At 67.2% G+C, this 18,311-nt stretch carries 16 protein-coding genes; 9 read left to right on the top strand and 7 right to left on the bottom strand.

Annotated elements, in window-relative coordinates; translation table 11 throughout:
* Positions 1–89: 89 nt before the first annotated feature.
* Positions 90–941 (bottom strand): DMT family transporter, encoded by an 852-nt coding sequence (locus B843_RS12420; RefSeq protein ID WP_025253815.1) that lies wholly within the window; start codon positions 939–941, stop codon positions 90–92.
* A 272-nt stretch (positions 942–1,213) separates the two neighbouring features.
* On the opposite strand from B843_RS12420, the gene B843_RS12415 reads away from it, so the two are divergent.
* The gene (locus tag B843_RS12415; RefSeq protein ID WP_025253814.1) at positions 1,214–2,479 is read left to right on the top strand and encodes an aspartate kinase; all 1,266 of its coding nucleotides are present in this window, start codon (positions 1,214–1,216) and stop codon (positions 2,477–2,479) included.
* A gap of 56 nt (positions 2,480–2,535) precedes the next feature.
* Here the strand turns inward: B843_RS12415 and B843_RS13960 are convergent, their stop codons facing one another.
* Positions 2,536–2,676, bottom strand: a complete 141-nt coding sequence (locus tag B843_RS13960; RefSeq protein WP_169729859.1) for a hypothetical protein — start codon at positions 2,674–2,676, stop codon at positions 2,536–2,538.
* A 354-nt stretch (positions 2,677–3,030) separates the two neighbouring features.
* On the opposite strand from B843_RS13960, the gene B843_RS12410 reads away from it, so the two are divergent.
* Complete coding sequence (locus B843_RS12410; RefSeq protein ID WP_025253813.1) at positions 3,031–4,062, top strand: aspartate-semialdehyde dehydrogenase; 1,032 nt, start codon at positions 3,031–3,033, stop codon at positions 4,060–4,062.
* Between the two features lie 155 nt (positions 4,063–4,217).
* Here the strand turns inward: B843_RS12410 and B843_RS12405 are convergent, their stop codons facing one another.
* Positions 4,218–4,781, bottom strand: coding sequence for an RNA polymerase sigma factor (locus B843_RS12405; RefSeq protein ID WP_025253812.1), 564 nt, complete (start codon positions 4,779–4,781; stop codon positions 4,218–4,220).
* 180 nt (positions 4,782–4,961) lie between these two features.
* Here B843_RS12405 and B843_RS12400 point away from each other — a divergent pair, with 180 nt between their 5' ends.
* The 5 genes from B843_RS12400 (at position 4,962) to B843_RS12380 (ending at position 12,103) form a co-directional block, all read left to right on the top strand.
* Entirely contained in the window at positions 4,962–6,500 is a 1,539-nt protein-coding gene (locus tag B843_RS12400; RefSeq protein ID WP_025253811.1) for a catalase, read from the top strand.
* A 255-nt stretch (positions 6,501–6,755) separates the two neighbouring features.
* Positions 6,756–8,594, top strand: coding sequence for a pyruvate kinase (locus tag B843_RS12395; RefSeq protein ID WP_025253810.1), 1,839 nt, complete (start codon positions 6,756–6,758; stop codon positions 8,592–8,594).
* A gap of 16 nt (positions 8,595–8,610) precedes the next feature.
* Positions 8,611–9,327, top strand: a complete 717-nt coding sequence (locus B843_RS12390; RefSeq protein WP_025253809.1) for a glycerophosphodiester phosphodiesterase family protein — start codon at positions 8,611–8,613, stop codon at positions 9,325–9,327.
* A 42-nt stretch (positions 9,328–9,369) separates the two neighbouring features.
* Positions 9,370–10,284 carry a DUF5926 family protein gene (locus B843_RS12385; RefSeq protein WP_025253808.1) on the top strand — a complete coding sequence of 305 codons (915 nt, stop codon included), beginning with the start codon at positions 9,370–9,372 and terminating at the stop codon, positions 10,282–10,284.
* Positions 10,285–10,564: 280 nt separating this feature from the next.
* A complete protein-coding gene (locus B843_RS12380) occupies positions 10,565–12,103 on the top strand; it encodes an alanine/glycine:cation symporter family protein (RefSeq protein WP_025253807.1) in 1,539 nt (512 codons plus the stop codon).
* Positions 12,104–12,187: 84 nt separating this feature from the next.
* Here B843_RS12380 and B843_RS12375 read toward each other — a convergent pair whose 3' ends face one another.
* The 3 genes from B843_RS12375 to B843_RS12365 all read right to left on the bottom strand — a co-directional run bounded on the left by B843_RS12375 (position 12,188) and on the right by B843_RS12365 (position 15,611).
* Positions 12,188–13,459, bottom strand: a complete 1,272-nt coding sequence (locus B843_RS12375; RefSeq protein WP_038595560.1) for an LCP family protein — start codon at positions 13,457–13,459, stop codon at positions 12,188–12,190.
* 170 nt (positions 13,460–13,629) lie between these two features.
* Complete coding sequence (locus B843_RS12370; RefSeq protein WP_025253805.1) at positions 13,630–14,310, bottom strand: CPBP family intramembrane glutamic endopeptidase; 681 nt, start codon at positions 14,308–14,310, stop codon at positions 13,630–13,632.
* Positions 14,311–14,363: 53 nt separating this feature from the next.
* The gene (locus tag B843_RS12365) at positions 14,364–15,611 is read right to left on the bottom strand and encodes an amidase (RefSeq protein ID WP_404825199.1); all 1,248 of its coding nucleotides are present in this window, start codon (positions 15,609–15,611) and stop codon (positions 14,364–14,366) included.
* Positions 15,612–15,656: 45 nt separating this feature from the next.
* On the opposite strand from B843_RS12365, the gene pheA reads away from it, so the two are divergent.
* Entirely contained in the window at positions 15,657–16,583 is a 927-nt protein-coding gene (gene pheA, locus B843_RS12360; RefSeq protein ID WP_210766215.1) for a prephenate dehydratase, read from the top strand.
* Positions 16,584–17,231: a histidine phosphatase family protein gene (locus tag B843_RS12355; protein WP_081751590.1), complete on the top strand. Its 648-nt coding sequence runs from the start codon at positions 16,584–16,586 to the stop codon at positions 17,229–17,231.
* 19 nt (positions 17,232–17,250) lie between these two features.
* On the opposite strand, the gene B843_RS12350 is transcribed toward B843_RS12355, so the two are convergent.
* Positions 17,251–18,252 (bottom strand): HNH endonuclease, encoded by a 1,002-nt coding sequence (locus B843_RS12350; protein ID WP_025253803.1) that lies wholly within the window; start codon positions 18,250–18,252, stop codon positions 17,251–17,253.
* Between the last annotated feature and the right edge of the window lie 59 nt (positions 18,253–18,311).

Below are 18,311 nucleotides of genomic sequence, written 5' to 3'. Positions count from 1 at the left end.
ATGGCATTTTTCACACGAAGCCAAAAAGAAAAGGCCCGGTGAGGGGCCTAAGAGCGCGTTTTGGAAAAACCAAAAAAGAACCAAAAATGTTAGCCGACGCGGCGGCTGGACAGCGCAATGGTGGAGAGAATCATCACCACCAGCGACAGCGCCATGATCGCCCAGTTCCACCCGCTGACCTGGAACTTCTCGCCGAGGACCGTGTAGCCTAGCACGAAGGCGAAGATCGGCTCGATGATGGTCATCGCGGGCAGGGAGTTGCGCAGCCGTCCCGCGTTGAAGGCGTACTGCTGCACGATCGTGCCCAGGATCGCTCCCGCGGCCAGCGAGTAGCCCTGCCAGGTGGTCGCCAAGGCCAGGAGCCCCTCGTGCGTGATCACGTCGACGGTCGCCTTCGACAGCACGGCCACGTAGCCGTAGATGCCGCCGGTGATGGTGCCCAGTAGTAGGGCGCGCCGGTTGGGGTCGCTGCGGCGCGAGAGGAGGTGTAGCACGCCAAGCGTGACGACGCCTACGGCCAGCGCCGGAAGCCACCGGTTCATCGGAGGCTGGGGGTTACCGGGCAGCGGATCGCCCATGATGACGAGCACGCCCACGGCCACGGTCAGGGCTGTGGCCCAGCCGAGCTCGTCGGTCGCCATCCTTCGGCCGTCGTAACGCGCGGAAAGCGGGAGCGTGAACATCAGCGACAACACCAGGATGGGCTGGACCACAAGCAACGTGCCAAAGGCTAGCGCCACCACTTGGAGCGCGTAACCGAGCAGGGCGGTGGCGGTGCCGGCCCACCACATGGGGCGCGAGGCTGCGGCGATGATCGGGGAGCCGTGGACGGAGCCGTCGGCGGGGGCCTGCTCCGCGATGCGGTGCCTCACAACGGTGCCCCAGGCGATGGTGAGCGCGGAGGCAAGGGCGAAAAAAGCTGCCAAAAGGTTGGAGTGCACGTCCCAAGGTTAGCGGGGAAAACTTTGGATTAAGGGATCGACGTGGGGCGGGGGTACAAATCCCGCGCGCGTCTTACTCTGTGAGATGGTGCATATTATCGGGTGGGAGAGCTGCCCGGGGTATTTCTATTGCTAAACTGAAAAACCAACTGACAACTATGACGCAGGTGACGGCCGAGGACGGGCTCACGCGACCCAAACTGCGAGCGCAGCGCGGGCATCGTATGATCTCTTCGAAGCTTGTTAGGCCTGTTAAGGAAAGGGTGACGCCCGTGGCACTGATCGTACAGAAGTATGGAGGTTCTTCGCTGGAGAGCGCAGAACGCATCCGCCGTGTTGCTGAACGGATTGTCGCCACCAAGAAGCAGGGCCACGACGTCGTGGTCGTCTGCTCCGCCATGGGCGACACCACCGACGAGCTGCTCGACCTCGCGGCCCAGGTCAACCCGGTCCCGCCGGCCCGCGAGATGGACATGCTGCTCACCGCCGGCGAGCGCATCTCCAACGCGCTGGTGGCCATGGCCATCGAGTCCTTCGGCGCTCAGGCGCAGTCGTTCACCGGCTCGCAGGCCGGCGTGCTCACCACCGAGCGCCACGGCAACGCCCGCATCGTGGACGTCACCCCGGGCCGCGTGCGCGAGGCCCTCGACGAGGGAAAGATCTGCCTCGTCGCCGGTTTCCAGGGCGTGAACCGCGAGACCAAGGACGTCACCACCCTGGGCCGCGGCGGCTCGGACACCACCGCCGTCGCCCTCGCGGCGGCGCTGGGCGCCGACGTCTGCGAGATCTACTCGGACGTCGACGGCGTCTACACCGCGGATCCCCGCATCGTGCCCAACGCGCAGAAGCTCGAGAAGCTCTCCTTCGAGGAGATGCTCGAGCTTGCGGCCGTGGGCTCCAAGATTCTTGTCTTGCGCAGCGTCGAGTACGCCCGCGCATTCGGCGTGCCCCTGCGCGTCCGTTCGTCTTACAGCAACGACCCCGGCACCCTGGTCGCCGGTTCAATGGAGGATATTCCTGTGGAAGAAGCAGTACTCAGCGGTGTAGCCACCGACAAGTCCGAAGCAAAGATCACCGTCCTCGGCATCCCGGACTCCCCGGGCGCCGCCGCCACCGTGTTCCGTGCGCTTGCCGATGCCGAGATCAACATCGACATGGTGCTGCAGAACATCTCCTCCCTCGAGGACGGCAAGACCGACATCACCTTCACCTGCCCGCGCGCCGACGGCCCCCGCGCCATGGCGCTGCTCAACCCGCTGAAGGAGAAGTTCGGCTGGGAGAAGGTCCTCTACGACGACCAGATCGGCAAGATCTCGCTGGTCGGCGCGGGCATGAAGTCCCACCCGGGCGTCACCGCGACCTTCTGCGAGGCGCTGCGCGACAAGGGCATCAACATCGAGCTGATCTCGACCTCTGAGATCCGCATCTCCGTGCTCATCCGCGAGTCCGACCTCGACGAGGCCGCCCGCGCCATCCACGAGGCCTTCGAGCTCGGCGGCGAGACCGAGGCCACCGTCTACGCTGGCACCGGCCGCTAGTTTATTCGGAAACCAAAGGGGCCCTGCTTCCATTGCGGAAGCAGGGCCCCTTTGGGTTAGAAGGAGGACAGTAGCGTGCTGCCGAGCCCCGAGACGAGGTCATAGATGTGGGAAAATAGCCCACCTAGGCCGTCGATAAGCGACGATCCCGTTATTGGAACACCGTGAATGATGATGGGGAGTGGGAAGATAATCATGACTTTCTCCTTTGCGGAGTCGTGGATCAACTGTCTTGGCGCCCATCCTAGACTTCGGAAGCGTTTCGGTTTGGAGCCCCGGAAACGCCGTGGCGTGAGGATTATATTCACCAAGAAGTGACAAGCAGGCGGGCCTTCAACTCTAAGCTATTTTCAGGATCCCGCCTCTTATACTGGCTCCTTGTGTGTTTTTCTGCGGTGTTGGTGGGCCACGAGTGGGTCGCGAGCCCGGTGTGGGTAGAAATGTCGCAGGTGGCAGCTCTCTTTGTGAGCCGTTCCCCATAGTGCCGTTTGATGGGGCGGGGAGGCTAGTATAGGAGAAAGCGCGATCATGCCGTATGAGAAAGGAAAACAATGACGACTGTCGCTGTAGTTGGAGCCACCGGACAGGTCGGTCGCGTCATGCGCGACCTGCTCGAGCAGCGCAACTTCCCGTGCACCAACGTCCGTTTCTTCGCCTCCGCCCGTTCCGCAGGCTCGACTCTGTCCTTCCGTGGCGAGGAGATCGTCGTCGAGGATCTGGCGAAGCAGACCGAAGAGACCCTCAAGGGTATCGATCTGGCGCTGTTCTCCGCGGGTGGCGGCACGTCCAAGCAGTACGCCCCGCTGTTCGCCGCGGCTGGCGTGAAGGTCGTTGACAACTCTTCCGCGTGGCGCAAGGATGACGAGGTCCCGCTGATCGTCTCCGAGGTGAACCCGGAGGCCCGCGAGGGGCTGGTCAAGGGCATCATCGCCAACCCGAACTGCACCACCATGTCCATCATGCCGGTCATGAAGGCCCTGCACGACGTCGCCGGGCTGAACAAGATGCACGTCGCCTCCTACCAGGCCGTCTCCGGCTCCGGCCTGGCCGGCGTGGAGACCCTGATCAAGCAGGTCGCCGAGATCGGTGACCGTGCCATCGAGCTGGTCCACGACGGATCCGTCATGGCCCCGGCGGAGCTCGGCCCCTACGTCGCCCCGATCGCCTACAACGCGCTGCCGTTCGCCGGCAACCTCGTTGACGACGGCACCGAGGAGACCGACGAGGAACAGAAGCTGCGCAACGAGTCCCGCAAGATCCTGGGCCTGCCGGACCTGAAGGTCGCTGGCACCTGCGTGCGCGTCCCGGTCTTCACCGGCCACACCATGGTCGTCCACGCCGAGTTCGACAAGGCCATCACCCCGGACGAGGCTCGCGAGATCCTCGGCAAGGCCGCGGGTGTCAAGGTTGTCGACGTGCCCACCCCTCTGGCCGCCGCAGGCCACGACGAGTCACTGGTTGGGCGCATCCGCCAGGACCAGACGGTGGACGACAACAAGGGCCTCGTGCTGGTCGTCTCCGGCGACAACCTGCGCAAGGGGGCCGCGCTCAACGCCATCCAGATCGCTGAGCTGTTCGTCTAGGGGGAACGGCCATGGGCCGTTCCCGTAATAAGGTCGTTCCCGTCATAGGGCCGTTCCCGTGATAACGAAGTTCCCGTCATAAGGACGTACCCGTGACAGGGGCGTACCTACTAAATAAAACGAACCCGCTGCATCGCAGCGGGTTCGTTTTGGTTCTACATGGCCTCGCGCTGGCCGCCGGTGCCCGCGGCCTCCACGATGTCGGCGCGTGCGCGGGCCACGCGCGAGCGGATCGTGCCGATGCGCACGTCGGCGATCTTGGCGGCCTCCTCGTAGGAGTAGCCGAGCACCTGGGTGAGGATGAGCGCCTCGCGGCGTTCGGCGGGCAGCTGATCGATGAGGATGCGCATGTCCACCCACTCGGACCAGGTGGATTCCGCGGGCGCGTCGACGGACTCGATCTCGGCCGCGGACTTGCGGGGCCTGGCCATGTCGTGGCGGATGTTGTCCACCCACACGCGCCGGGCCAGCGAGAGCAGCCACGTGCGCGCCGAGGAGCGGGCCGCGAAGCGGGGAAGCGCGCCGATGACGCGCAGGTAGGTCTCCTGGGTGAGGTCGTCGGCAATCTCGGTGCCGCCCAGGTGGGCGAGCAGGCGCCAGACGTCGTTCTGGGTGGCCTTGATGAACTCGGTGAGCGCGACCCGGTCGCCGCGCCCGGCCTTGAGGGCGAGCTCGGTCACGCGCGCATCGTGCGCATCGGTGTGCTCGCTTCGTCTCATGGATAACAATCCTAGCAAAGGCGCCGTGCGTCATCGGATTAGTGACCGTAGGCGTCGTTAAGCGAAAGCAATTAAAAGGAAAACATTAATTGTTTCTAGCTGTTGCGAAGTTTTTCTTCTCAATGTAGGCTATTAATCATTCCCGGTTTTATAAGCCAATTTAAAAAGAGGAGAGTTATCATGACTTCCCCCACCGACAAGATCCTCGCCAGCGGCGAGGTCCCAGCCCCCACCGGGCACACCACCCAGCTCAACGGTGCGCCCGTGGCCAGCGAGAACGTCTCCATCACCGCGGGACCGCAGGGCCCCAACATCCTCAACGACATCCACCTCATCGAGAAGCTCGCGCACTTCAACCGCGAGCGCGTGCCGGAGCGCAACCCGCACGCCAAGGGCCACGGGGCCTTCGGCGAGCTGCACATCACCCACGACGTGTCCCAGTACACCAAAGCCAAGCTGTTCCAGCCCGGCACCGTCACGCCCATGGCCGTGCGTTTCTCCACCGTCGCCGGCGAGCAGGGTTCCCCGGACACCTGGCGCGACGTGCACGGGTTCGCGCTGCGCTTCTACACCGAGGACGGCAACTACGACATCGTCGGCAACAACACCCCCACCTTCTTCCTGCGCGACGGCATCAAGTTCCCCGACTTCATCCACTCGCAGAAGCGCGTCGGGCCCTCCGGCCTGCGCAGCGCCGACGCCCAGTGGGACTTCTGGACCCGCACGCCGGAGTCCGCGCACCAGGTCACCTACCTCATGGGCGACCGCGGCACCCCGAAGACCTCCCGCCACCAGGACGGATTCGGCTCGCACACCTTCCAGTGGATCAACGCCGAGGGAACCCCGGTGTGGATCAAGTACCACTTCAAGACCCGCCAGGGCTGGGAGACCTTCACCGACGCCGAGGCCGAGGAGATGGCGGGCAAGAACGCCGACTACCAGCGCGAGGACCTCTTCAACGCCATCGAGCGCGGCGACTTCCCCATCTGGGACGTCAAGGTGCAGATCATGCCGTTCGAGGAGGCGGAGACCTACCGCTGGAACCCCTTCGACCTGACCAAGACCTGGTCGCAGAAGGACTACCCGCTCATCGACGTCGGCTACTTCGTGCTCAACCGCAACCCGCGCAACTTCTTCGCGCAGATCGAGCAGCTGGCACTTGACCCCGGCAACCTAGTGCCAGGCGTGGGGCTTAGCCCCGACCGCATGCTCATGGCCCGCGCGTTCGCCTACGCGGACGCCCAGCGCTACCGCATCGGCCCGAACTACCGCCAGCTGCCGGTCAACCAGCCGCTGCATCCGGTCAACACCTACTCCCACCAGGGGCCGATGGCGTACCAGTTCAACCCCGCCGACGCGCCGGTGTACTCGCCGAACCGCTTCGACAAGGGCGCGGGCTACCTGGACGACGGCGAGACCTCCTCGTCGGGCGTTTCCTACGGTCAGGCGGCCGACTACTACGTCAACCCGGACCCGCACGGCACCGATCTGGTCCGCGCTGCCTACGTCAAGCACCCCGAGGACGACGACTTCATCCAGGCGGGCATCCTCTACCGCGAGGTCATGGACGACGGCGCCAAGGCCCGGCTCGTGGACAACATCACCAACGCCATGCGGGGCATCTCCGAGGGTGTGGAGGCCCGCGTCTACGAGTACTGGACCAACGTCGACGCCGAGCTCGGCCAGCGCGTGCGCGAGGAGTTCGCGAAGAAGAAGTAATACGCTTTCGCTTTTCGACGTTCACCTTCGGCGGCGTGACCTAAACCACGCGAGGGGTTTCCCCTCGCGTGCGGAAGGGATTCGGCCCGTCTCTCCTGCAAACGCGCAGGTGGGGAGGGCCTTCGCCGTGCCTGGACCGGGGCGGCGACGACCGCGCGGGGCGGCGGGGCGGTCGCTCGCGCTGCCAACTCCCGTGAAGCGGGGCACAATGCTTGGGTAAGACCAACCGTCAGCCACGAATAGAAGAGCAAGAAGATGAGTGCAGAAGACAACCAGACCCCGGGCGCGGAGAAGGAGCTCGCGCGGTCGCTCGCGGCGCGGATCGACGAGCTGCTGGCCAATCTCGACGCCGAGCAGGCGCAGTTTGCCGACGCCATCGCCCAGGTCGCGCCCCAGCACGCCTTCGGCGCCCGCAACCTCGTCGACTACGCGTACCTGCGCTCCCAGGACCTCTCGGAGCTCCAGGACCGCCTCTCCGATCTGGGTGCGACTAGGCTCACCACCGCCGAGCCCGACGTGCGCTCGCGGCTGAAGGCCGCCCGCAACGTGCTGGGCGCCATCATCGGCGAGGGCTTCGTCTACCCGCACGCCGAGGTCGCGGGCGCCTTCGCGTTGGCCGACGAGGTTCTCGAGCACCACGCCACCACGCTGCTGGGCCCGGGGCGGCAGGAGGCGCATTCGCGCATCATGGTCACCCTTCCCGCCGAGGCCGCCGACGACCTCGACCTGGTCCGCGGCTTCGTCGCCTCCGGCATGCAGCTGGCCCGCATCAACTGCGCCCACGACGACGAGACGGTGTGGGCCAAGATGATCGCCAACGTCCACACCGCCGCCGCGCAGGCCGGGGTGGAGATCAAGGTGAGCATGGACCTGGCGGGCCCCAAGCTGCGCACCGGCGCCATCACCCCGGGCCCGCAGGTCGGCCGCGCCCGCGTCACCCGCACCGAGGCGGGCGAGATCACCTCGCCCGCGAAGCTGTGGCTCTACCCCGAGGGGACCGAACCGGTCGTGCCCGAGGGGCTCAAGGGCCGCCCGGCCCTGCCGGTGGGCGTCAAGCCGGACTGGTTTGCCGAGCTCGAGGTGAGTTCCGAGGTGCGCTTCTACGACAACCGCGGCTCGAGGCGCGCGTTCACCGTCACCCGGCTGAGCGAGGCCGGGGCGCTGGCCGAGGGCAAGCAGAACGCCTACGTCGCCGAGGGCACCCTTCTCGAGCACGACTACCTGCGCACCCGCGCCACCGGCATCCCGCACACCGAGCGCCGCCTGCGCATCTACCCCGGCCAAGAGCTGATTCTGTCCGGCGAGGTGGCCGTCTGCGACCCCGACCAGCCCGGCACCCTGCGCATCCCGTTCAGCCTCCCGGAGATCATCCCCGCCATCAAGCCCGGCGAGCAGGTGCTTTTCGACGACGGCCGCATCGCGGCCGTGGTCACCAAGGTGGACGGCGCCGAGGCCCACCTCAAGGTCACCCGGGCCTTCGAGGGCGGGACCACGCTGGCCGCCAACAAGGGCATCAACCTCCCCGACTCCGAGCTGCCGCTGCCGTCGCTGACCCCGCTCGATCTGCAGCACCTGGAGTTCGTCAAGGCCAATGCCGACATCGCGGCCATCTCCTTCATCCGCGACGCGAAGGACGTCGCCGCCGTCATCGACGCCATGGGCATCGACTCCGAGACCGGGCTCGTGCTCAAGATCGAGACCATCCCGGCCTACGAGAACATCCGCGAGGTGCTGCTCGAGGGCATGCGCTACAAGAACCTCGGCATCATGATCGCCCGCGGCGACCTGGCCGTCGAGCTGGGATTCAAGCGCATGGGCGAGGTGCCCCGGTTCATCTCCGCGATGGCCGAGGCCGGGCACGTTCCCACGATCCTGGCCACCCAGGTGCTGGAGACGATGGCCAAGTCCGGCCTGCCCTCCCGCGCCGAGATCACCGACGCCGCCTACGCCCTGCGCGCCGAGTGCGTCATGCTCAACAAGGGCCCGCACATCAACGACGCCATCGGCGTCCTCGCCTACCTAAGCCGCAAGCTCGGCCGCTCCCAGCGCAAGAACCGCATCCTGCTGCGTAAGATTCGAAGCTGGGACAAGTAGGAAGGGACAACCACACGTGCACATCATCGCCCACCGCGGGTTCAACGGCCGCTACCCGGAGATGAGCCCGTTGGCCTACGAGAAGGCCCTCGAGCTGCCGATCCACGGCGTCGAGTGCGACATCAGGCTCACGGGCGACGGGGTGGTGGTGTGCACCCACGACCGGACGATGGAGCGCGTGGCGGGGGAGAAGCTGGTGGTGGCGGCCGAAGGCGTCGACGAGCTAAGAAGCTGCAACATCGGCGAGGAAGACGCGCCGCAGAGCCTGCTCACCCTCGACGAGCTGCTGGACATGGTGTTTGCGCACGACGACAAGCACATCTACATCGAGCCGAAGCACCCCACGCGTTCCGGGCGGATGCTCGAGGAGCAGCTGGTCATGCGGCTGCGCTACCGCGGGCTGCAGGCGAGCGAGCGCGTCCACGTGATCTCCTTCTCCCACGCCTCTATGCGGCGGATCGCGCAGCTTGCGCCGGAACTTCAGACCTTCTACCTGCGCCGCGAATGGGAGGAAAGGGTGAACCCCAAGGACCTGTTCCTCTCGCGGCCGCGCGGGTCCGGCATGTCCATCGAGCGGGCGAAGAAGGACCCGTGGCTCATCGGGCGGCGCGGGCTGCCGACGTATCTGTACACGGTCAACGAGCCGGAGGACGTGGCCTACGCCCGTGATCACGGGGTCGACGTCATCGCCACCGACTTTCCCGACCTCGCGCTCGACGTGCTTGGGGGTTAGCCGATGGCGCCCGCGGGCGCTCCTGCCGGTAAGTTGTAGGGCATGGCCAAGAAGAACAAGAAGAATGAGCAGCTCCCCGAGGGCATGAGCCGCCGCCAGGCGAAGCTGGCGGCCCGCGCCGCCGAGCGCGCGGCACTCGAGCGCGACCCGCGCCCGTACGGCGGTCTGTCCTTCGAGACCGACCTCGTCGCCCTCCAGGAGTTCGTCCCGTCCGCGACCGCCAAGGCGCAGGTTAAGGGCATCGACCGCGACGTGTACCTGTGCACCGTCCTGCCGGGCGGCAGCGCGGCGCTCGTGCGCGACGAGCAGGCTGGCGGCGACGCCTTCGTCGCGCTGCAGACGCAGGCCCGCTCCAACAACCCCAACCGCGACCTCGCCTTCGCCCTCAACTGGGTCAAGGGCGCCCAGCCGGGCCAGGCGCTGGAGAAGGGCATTGCCGACGGCTCCCAGCCGGACCTGAAGGACCTGCTGGTCGCCGACCAGGAGCTCGAGATCGCCGAGTACGACGACTTCAACTGGTGGCTGCCGGAGGGCACCCAGCTCGACCCGCAGTACGCGCAGGCCATCCAGGCGGCGAACGACTCCATCCTGCCCTCGCGCCGCATCGAGGCGGGTGTGCCGGGCACCGTGTGGTGGATCAACCCGGGCGGCAAGGCGCACATCCGCTGGGTCCGCGGCGAGAACGAGGACGCGCTGCTGCGCGCGCTGGCCCGCATCGCCGCCCGCGGCGAGCTGAAGCTGGGCGAGGAGACCAAGTTCGCGGGCGTGTTCCGCACCCACGGGATGGTCGTGCCGGTGTGGGACCTCGATCCCGAGCGCTCCCACGAGGACTACGCCGCCGACCTGACCTCCCTCAACGAGAAGATCGAGGCCGAGCTGGGTAACGAGGGGCAGCTCACGGCCGACGAGCGTCGCCAGTTGGAGAACATCAAGTCCCGCCAGGTGACCATCCGCTAGCAGCGGTTTCTTTTTAGGCGGCGTCGCGATCACGCGGCGCCGCTTCCTTGTTCCCGGGGGCGGGGCGCGGGGGTAAAGGCTGGGGGACTGACGTGGACTTTTATTTCTATCGTTCTATAGTTAATAAATCTTAAGCCGTCAGGCTTAGGGAAAATTACGCGCGAGTGTCACTTTGTGCAAGAATGTGACTATTCTGTGATTCGTGACTCGGATCACAGTTCGCTGTGATTTCGGGAGTGGGCGCAAGCCCCGAGAGAACGAGTAAGGAAAGGCGGTTCCGATGACGGACGCGATCGATAAACTAAACGGGATCATCTGGTCCCCGGCGCTGGTTTTCCTCTGCCTTGGCGCGGGCGTCTTCTTCACCCTGGCGACTGCGTTCCTGCAGATCCGCTGCATCCCCGACATGATCAAGCAGCTGCGGCAGGGCGAGAAGTCCGATAACGGCATCTCCTCCTTCCAGTCGCTCATGATCTCGCTCGCCGGGCGCGTGGGTGTGGGCAACATCGCCGGCGTGGCCACGGCCATCGCCTTCGGCGGCCCGGGCGCGGTGTTCTGGATGTGGGCCGTGGCGCTGCTCGGCTCCGCGACGAGCTTCATCGAATGTACGCTCGCCCAGGTCTACAAGGAAAAGGACCGCGACACCGGCGAGTACCGCGGCGGCCCGGCCTACTACATCGAGAAGGCCTACAAGCACACCATCTGGGCGCCGCTCTGGCTGGTCTACGCCATCATCTTCGCCATCTGCATGATCCTGGCGACCTCCTACTTCCTGCCCGGCATCCAGGCCAACGGCGTCGCCGTCGCGGTGGAGAACGCCTGGAACGTGAGCCCGACGGTGTCTGCCCTCGTGCTGGCGGTCCTGCTCGGCTCCATCATCATGGGCGGCGTCAAACGCATCGCTAACTTCGCCACCCTCGTCGTGCCGGTCATGGCCGTGGTCTACATCATCTTCGCCATCATCATCCTGTTGGTGAACTTCGACCAGATCCCGCACGTGTTCGGGCTCATCTTCAAGTCCGCCTTCGACAAGGAGGCCATGTTCTCCGGCATGCTCGGCTCCGCGATCATGTGGGGCGTCAAGCGCGGCGTCTACTCCAACGAGGCAGGCCAGGGCACCGGCCCGCAGTCCGCCGCCGCCGCCGAGGTCTCCCACCCGGCCAAGCAGGGCTTCGTGCAGGCCTTCGCCGTCTACGTTGACACCCTGTTCGTGTGCTCCGCGACCGCGTTCATCATCATCTCCACCGACATGTACAAGGTCTTCGACGGCGAGTCCGAGGACGGCGCGGTGCGCTACGCCGGCTCTCTTCCCAGCGACGTCTCCGTCGGCCCGGGCTTCGTGCAGTCCGGAATGGACTCCTTCTGGCCGGGTTTCGGCCCGACCTTCGTGGCCGTGGCCATCGCGTTCTTCGCCTTCACCACTGTTCTGGCCTACTACTACATGGCCGAGGTCAACTTCACCTATCTCAACCGCTGGGTGCAAAACCCCACCGCCCGTAAGGCCATCATCGGTCTGCTGCGCGCGCTCGTGATCATCTCCGTGTACATCGGTGCTACCACCACCCCGGGCGAGGCCTGGGCGCTCGGCGACATCGGCGTGGGTGCCACCGCGTGGCTCAACATCCTGGCAATCATCATCCTGCAGGTCCCCGCGCACAAGTGCCTGTGGGATTACCGCAAGCAGAAGAAGGCCGGGCTCGACCCGCAGTTCGATCCGGAGGCGCTCGGCATCAAGAACGCCGACTTCTGGGTTGAGCGCAAGCGCGAGCGCGAGGCGCTGGCCGCCCAGCCGGAGCCACAGGAGCAGCAGGCTCAGTAGTCTTTGGCTCCGCGAACCACGAAGCCCCCACCGCAAGGTGGGGGCTTTCCTGCGCTTCGGCGCCGATAGGCGTCGGAAAGCGAACTACTTGAGGGAATCGAACAGCTGCTGTGCCGCGGTGTCGTCCCACAGGACCACGCTGCCGACGTCGGTGTCCTCGAAGCCGCCGACGGGGACGGTGACCGTGTCGACGCCGCCGCGCATCGCCAGCCCCACGCGCAACAGGTGCCATGCGTGATCGTTCTTGTTCACGGTGAAAGAGCCCGCGATCGAGTTGACGGTGGGCCAGAAGCGGAACGGGTTCGCGATCGTGCTGGCCGAGGTGATCTTGTCTACGAGCGCGGCGAAGAACTCGCGCTGGCGGGCGACGCGGTCGAGGTCGCCGTTGGCCGTGTGGCGGGTACGCACGTAGCCGAGCGCGGTGGGGCCGTCGACCGTCTGGCAGCCGGCCTGGATGTTGAGGTTGGCCAGCGGATCGTCGATCGCCTCGGTGGGGCAGACCTGGATGCCGCCCACGGAATCGACGACGTTGGCCAGCCCCGCCATGCCGATCTCGGCGTAGTGGTTGATCCGAAGCCCGGTCGCCTGCTCGACGGTCTGGGTGAGCAACGGCGCGCCGCCCACGCTGAAGGCCGCGTTGATCTTGTCCTGGCCGTAGCCGGGGATGTTGACGTAGGAGTCGCGCGGGATGGACATGAGCGTGGCTTTGCCTCTGAGGGGCAGGTGCAGGACCATGATTGTGTCGGTGCGCATGGAGCCGATGTCGCCGCCGGTGCCGAGCCGCGCGGCCTCCTCGTCGGTCAGCCCCTCGCGCGAGTCGGAGCCCACGAGCAGCCAGTTCGTGCCCGCGGTATTGGCCACGTGCTGCGAAGGAAACGCATCGGTGCGGTTGAGCTTGGTATCCACCCAGATGATGCTCGCGAGCGCCAGCACGAGCGCGATGACCAGCGCCCACACCGCGCCGGACAGGCATCCTGACGGCCGCACGCGCACCCTCGGCATGCGCCGTTGAGGCTGCGGCGACGGCGCAAGGTAGGTGCCCTGCTGCCGGGCCTGTCCGACCCGTCCCGGTTGCTGGTTGCTTGTCGACGGGCGTACCGCCGGCACGGGCTCGTACCGAGTCGGCTCCGGGCGGGAGACCTGGGGCCGCTGCGGCGGGTAGACGCGCGGCTGCCCGGGGCGCGGCGGGGTGCCGGGGGCGGCGCTGGTGCCGGTCCCGCTGGCACCGGTCCCGCTCGTGCGCGGGCGGCGCTGCGCGGGGCGCCGACGAACCGGCCGACCGTACCTATCGAGGATCGGCTTGCCGTCGGGGCCGCGCACGTACTCGTCGCGGAAGGATGGTCCCTCAGAAGTCATGGGTATAAGCGTAGCGGCAGGCGCGCCCCGGGCTCCATTTTGGAAGCGCCCGAAAAATGAAAGTTACTACTTCTACTTGATCATTTCAGGGCTGGAGTGCGGTGGCCGTTTTCGGGTGATGCTGGTTTTCCCAGCCAGGATGGCGGCGAAGATGATGGCGTGCCGACGATTTACAATCCGAGCCAGCTAAGGTTCCCGCCGATCGCTGAGTACCCCACGAACGCGACCGCGTCGATGAGGAAGTGGGCCGCCACGAGCGGCCACACCTTGCCCGTTCGCAGGTAGAAGTAGCCGAACGCCAGCCCCATGGCCACGTTGCCGAGCCCCGCCGAAAACCCCTGGTAGAGGTGGTAGCTGCCGCGCAGCAGCGCCGTGCTGGCGAGGATCGCCCACCGGGACGCGCCGAGCTGCCCCAACCGCGTCGAAAGCCAGAAGACCACCACGATCTCCTCGGCGAAGGCGTTGGCAAACGACCACACCAGCAGCATCGGCACCGTCCACCACAGGTGCTCGAGCGGCGCGGGGATCACCTGCTTCGACCAGCCCAGGTGCACCGCGGTCACGTAGAGCGCAAGCCCCGGGATCCCGATCGCGGCGGCGCCTGCCGCGCCCTGCAACCACGTCGAGGCGCGAGAAAGCCCGCGGGGCAGCGGCACCGGTCGGTGGATGGACAACAGAAACAGCGCGAGCAGGCCCCACGCCGTGAGCACGCCTGCGCTGCACAGCTGGAGTGCTAAATCGATCACGGGCACGCTCGACTGCGACGCGTTGAGGCTGGTCGTCTGCTCGTTGAGCGGCGTCGGGTCGATGACGGCCGCGATCAGTCGCAGCGCCGAGCGCAGCCCCGACATCCCGAACGTGATGGTCAGGACCAGAGCAATCTCCGCCGCCAGCGGGTTGCGCCTCATGAGCACCGCAGCCCTTCCACGGCCAGCGCCGCGGCGAACACGTCGGCGCCCGACCCGCGCACGGCGCCCAGGTGTACGCCCACGTCCGGGTGGCCCGGCGCCGCGACCGGCATGCTCAGCGCCGCCCCGCCGGACATGTTGAACATCGTCGCCCACGGCGTCCACGTCGTCTGCGCGTGGAAGTCCTCCTCCGGCGGCATCGAGGAGAAATAGCCGATCGCGGGCGGGTCGAAGGCCAGAGTCGGCGTGAGCAGCACGTCCACGCCGTCGAAGGCGCGCTCGAGCCGCCCTTTCACCTCGAGGAACTGCGCGATCGCCTCCTCCCGGCGCAGCTCAGAGACGCCCCGGCCGCGCTCGCGCAGCCATGCTACCAGCGGGGACGCCTCGCCGCGGATGGGAGCCGAGCGAAGGGACAGGATGTCGGTAAATGCCCGAAACGGCGCGTCGCCGTAGGGCACCCCCACCGGCAGCACGGAGTGCCCCGCCCGGCTCAAGGCGCTCGCCGCGCGGTCCACCGCCTCCAGCATGTGCGCGGCGACCGTCGCCTCCGCGTGCACTGGAACGGTCAAGAGTCCCACCCGCAGCGGCGCACCCGCGCGCAGGGGGACGCGGGCCAGCAGCGCAGCGTCGGCAAGCGAAGAAGCGAGAAAACCCTGCGCAACGGGGTTGGCGTGGGCGGTGTTGTGCGCGGGCTTGAACCCGTAGAGCCCCGTGCACGCTGCGGGAACGCGGATGGAACCGCCGCCGTCGGAGGCGTGTGCCGCCCGCGCCAGCCCGCGCGCGACCATCACCGCCGCGCCCCCGGACGAGCCGCCCGGCGTCGCCCCGGGGAAGCGCGGATTGACCGGCGCGGGCATCCCCACCGGCTCCGTGTAGGCCGAAAGCCCTAGCTCGGGCGCCAGGGTCTTGCCCGTGACCAGCCCGCCGCGCGCCTCGTAGGCGGAGATGAACGGGTCCGTCTCGCGGGCGAGGTAGCGGCGGTGTACTGAACCTTTCGAGGTCACAAGCCCCGCGACGTCGGAGAGGTCTTTCGCAGGCATGATCCAGCCGGCCAGGTCCCTGCGGCGGCAGGGGGAGACGTAACCCGCATCGCGCGACTCGCGGAATGCCTCTTTCTCGAGGCGCTCGTGGGCGAAGTCCGGCGCGAACTGCGCGTAGCCATGCTCCGTGGCGTCCAGCGCGCCCACCGCGCGGGCGTGGTCGTCGACGATCCGGTGCAGCGCGTCAAAAGAGAGCATGGACATGCTTCTAAAGCGTACAGCGTGCGTTTAAGCTAGTAAGTCATGAGTGTGACTGTTGCCTATCTGGGCCCGCGTGGAACCTTCACCGAGGCCGCCCTGTGGGGGTTCGCCCGCCGCGGCGACTTCGGAACCGATGAAGTAATCCCTCTTGATTGTTCCAGTCCGCGCGAGGCGATCGACGCGGTGCGCGCCGGGAGGGCGGATTTCGCGTGCGTGGCCATCGAGAACTCCGTCGACGGCCCGGTCACCCCCACCTTCGACGCGCTAGCGACCGCCCCCGGCGTGCAGATATATAAGGAGCTCGACCTTCCCATCGCGTTCGCGGTGATGGTGCGCCCTGGCACGTCGCTTGTCGACGGCCTGACGGTGTCGACCCACCCGGTCGCCTACCAGCAGGTCAAGGGCTGGCTGGGCGAGAACCTAGGCGCCCACGAGTTCGTGGCGGCGTCGTCGAACGCCGCCGCGGCGCAGATCGTGGCGGCTGGCGGCGCCGACGTGGCCGTCGCGCCCGCGCGGGCGGCGGAGCTGTTCGGGCTCTCGATCGTTCAAGATGGCGTGGCGGACGTGGTGGGCGCGCGAACGCGCTTCGTGGTGGTCGGGCGCAGTGGGGTGCCCACGGCGCGCACGGGCGCCGACCGCACGGGTGTGGTCTTTGTCGTCCACAACGTCCCGGGCGCCTTGGTCGACGCGCTCACGGAGTTCGCGCTGCGCGGCGTGGACCTCTCCCGCATCGAGTCGCGGCCGATCGAGGGCGGATTGGGCACCTACCGCTTCCACGTGGACATCAATGGGCACATCGACGACGCCCCAGTCGCGGAGGCGCTGCGCGCGCTCTACCTGCGCTGCGCGGAGATCCAGTTCCTAGGCTCGTGGCCGGCGGAGGTGCCCCGCGATGACGAGCGGCTCGCCCGGGACACGGCCCGGCTCGAGGAGGCGACCGCCTGGGTGCGGGCGCTGAAGGAGGGGACGAGGTAGATGGGTCGCATCATCCTCATGCGCCACGGGCGCACGTACTCGAACGCGTCGCGGATCCTCGACACGCGGCCACCGGGGGCGGAGCTGACGCTGGTGGGCAAGCAGCAGGCGCGCTTAGCCGGGCCGCAGCTGGCGGAGGTCACCGACGACCTGGGCGGGGCGCTGTGCTCGGTGGCGATCCGCGCGCAGCAGACGGCGCTGCGGGTGATCAACACCTACGAGCAGGCCAAGGGCCTCGCGCGCGGCTCGGTCTCGATCGAGGTCACGCCGGGGCTGCAGGAGATCTTCGTCGGTGACTACGAGGGGCGTAGCGAGCCGGGGGCGCACCGGGCCTACCGCGAGGCGCTGCACGGCTGGATGCATGACGGGCTGGGTGTGTCCATGCCCGGCGGCGAGAACCCGCGACAGGTTCTTGACCGATACCGTCCGGTGATGGAGGGCCTGGCCGCGCGGATCGCGGAGGATGACCGGGACTACCTCTTGGTCGGCCATGGGGCGGCCATCCGTATCGCCGGGCGCTATTCCTCGAATGTGCCGGCGGATGTCGCCTTCGACACCTACCTCGCCAACTGCGCGATGGTGGTGCTGCATCCCACCGGCGAATTCGGCTCGTGGGAGTGCGAAAGCTGGGCGGGCGTGCGCCTGTAGGCGCGCGGCGAGCCCTCTTCTAGGGCCGCCAGACGCGCCTGACCTTGCCGCCGATGCGGGCGAGGGCGCCGCGTCGGGGAGGGGCGTTGGGGTTATCGTCGTTGACGCCGTTGTGATAGGCGCAGCAGGTGGCCAGATTCGAGCTGGTCGTGTGGCCGCCGTTTTGCCAGGCCACCAGGTGGTGGACCTGGCACTCGTCGGCGGGCTTCTTGCAGCCGTCCCACGCGCAGGTGGGGTTCTCGGCCGCGGCGAGGATGCGCTGCTTGAGGTTGGCCGTGCGCTTGGTGCGCACGAGGTCGACCGGGCCCTCGAGCGGGTGGATGAGCGCGAAGTCCCAGTCGTCCTCGTCGATGAGCAGCTTGAGCACCTGCGTGCTCGAGCGCACGACGCCGTCGGTGCAGCGGAACACGGTCTCGTCGCGGGTGCCGTCGAGCACCTGGTAGAGCTTGTCCAGCTCCACCACCACGACCGGGCGCAGCGTCGTGGTCACGCCCGCGCCGGTGGTCAGCGCCTCGTGCATGGCGCGGACCGGGGCTTCCTTATCGGTAAAGGCCCCGCAGATCTCCGCGATGAGCGCGGCGTCTCCTGTGAGCCGGGCGGACCAGGTCTTGTCGTCGTGGCGGGTGATCGAGATTCCCTCGGTGCGTTCGGGCTGCTTCTTCAGTTCGTCGAGAAGCGAACGCCCCAGCCGCTCGAGCTCGTCGAGGGTGCCGCTGGACTGGCAGAGCGTGAGGCGCAGGCGCCACTTGTGGCGTTGGTCGGCGACGCGGGAGGCGAGATGCTCGATGAGCTCCACCACGCCGAGGCTGTGGCCGTTGGCCTCGATGCCGCGGGCACAGTCGGCCTGCATCCGCGTGTAGGGCGTGCGGCCGAGGTAGGTCTCGGCGAGCGAGACCATGCGGGCGGCCTCGGGGCGCTCGGCACCGGCGGCGACCAGCTCGTCGACGCTTGCCCCATGGGCCTCGGCAAGGAGGTTCATGGGGTTCGCGCGGAGGGCAAACATCGCCTTCAGTGACTGCATGGCCCTCACGCTAGGAAAGGGAATAAATTCGCGCAACCGTCCCCTCGAAAACGGCCCGA

Origin of the sequence: Corynebacterium vitaeruminis DSM 20294, assembly GCF_000550805.1 — a bacterium.
GTDB classification, from domain to species: Bacteria; Actinomycetota; Actinomycetes; order Mycobacteriales; family Mycobacteriaceae; genus Corynebacterium; species Corynebacterium vitaeruminis.
The sequence above is the reverse complement of the archived record's forward strand: the minus strand, read 5'-3'. Positions and strand labels throughout refer to the sequence as shown.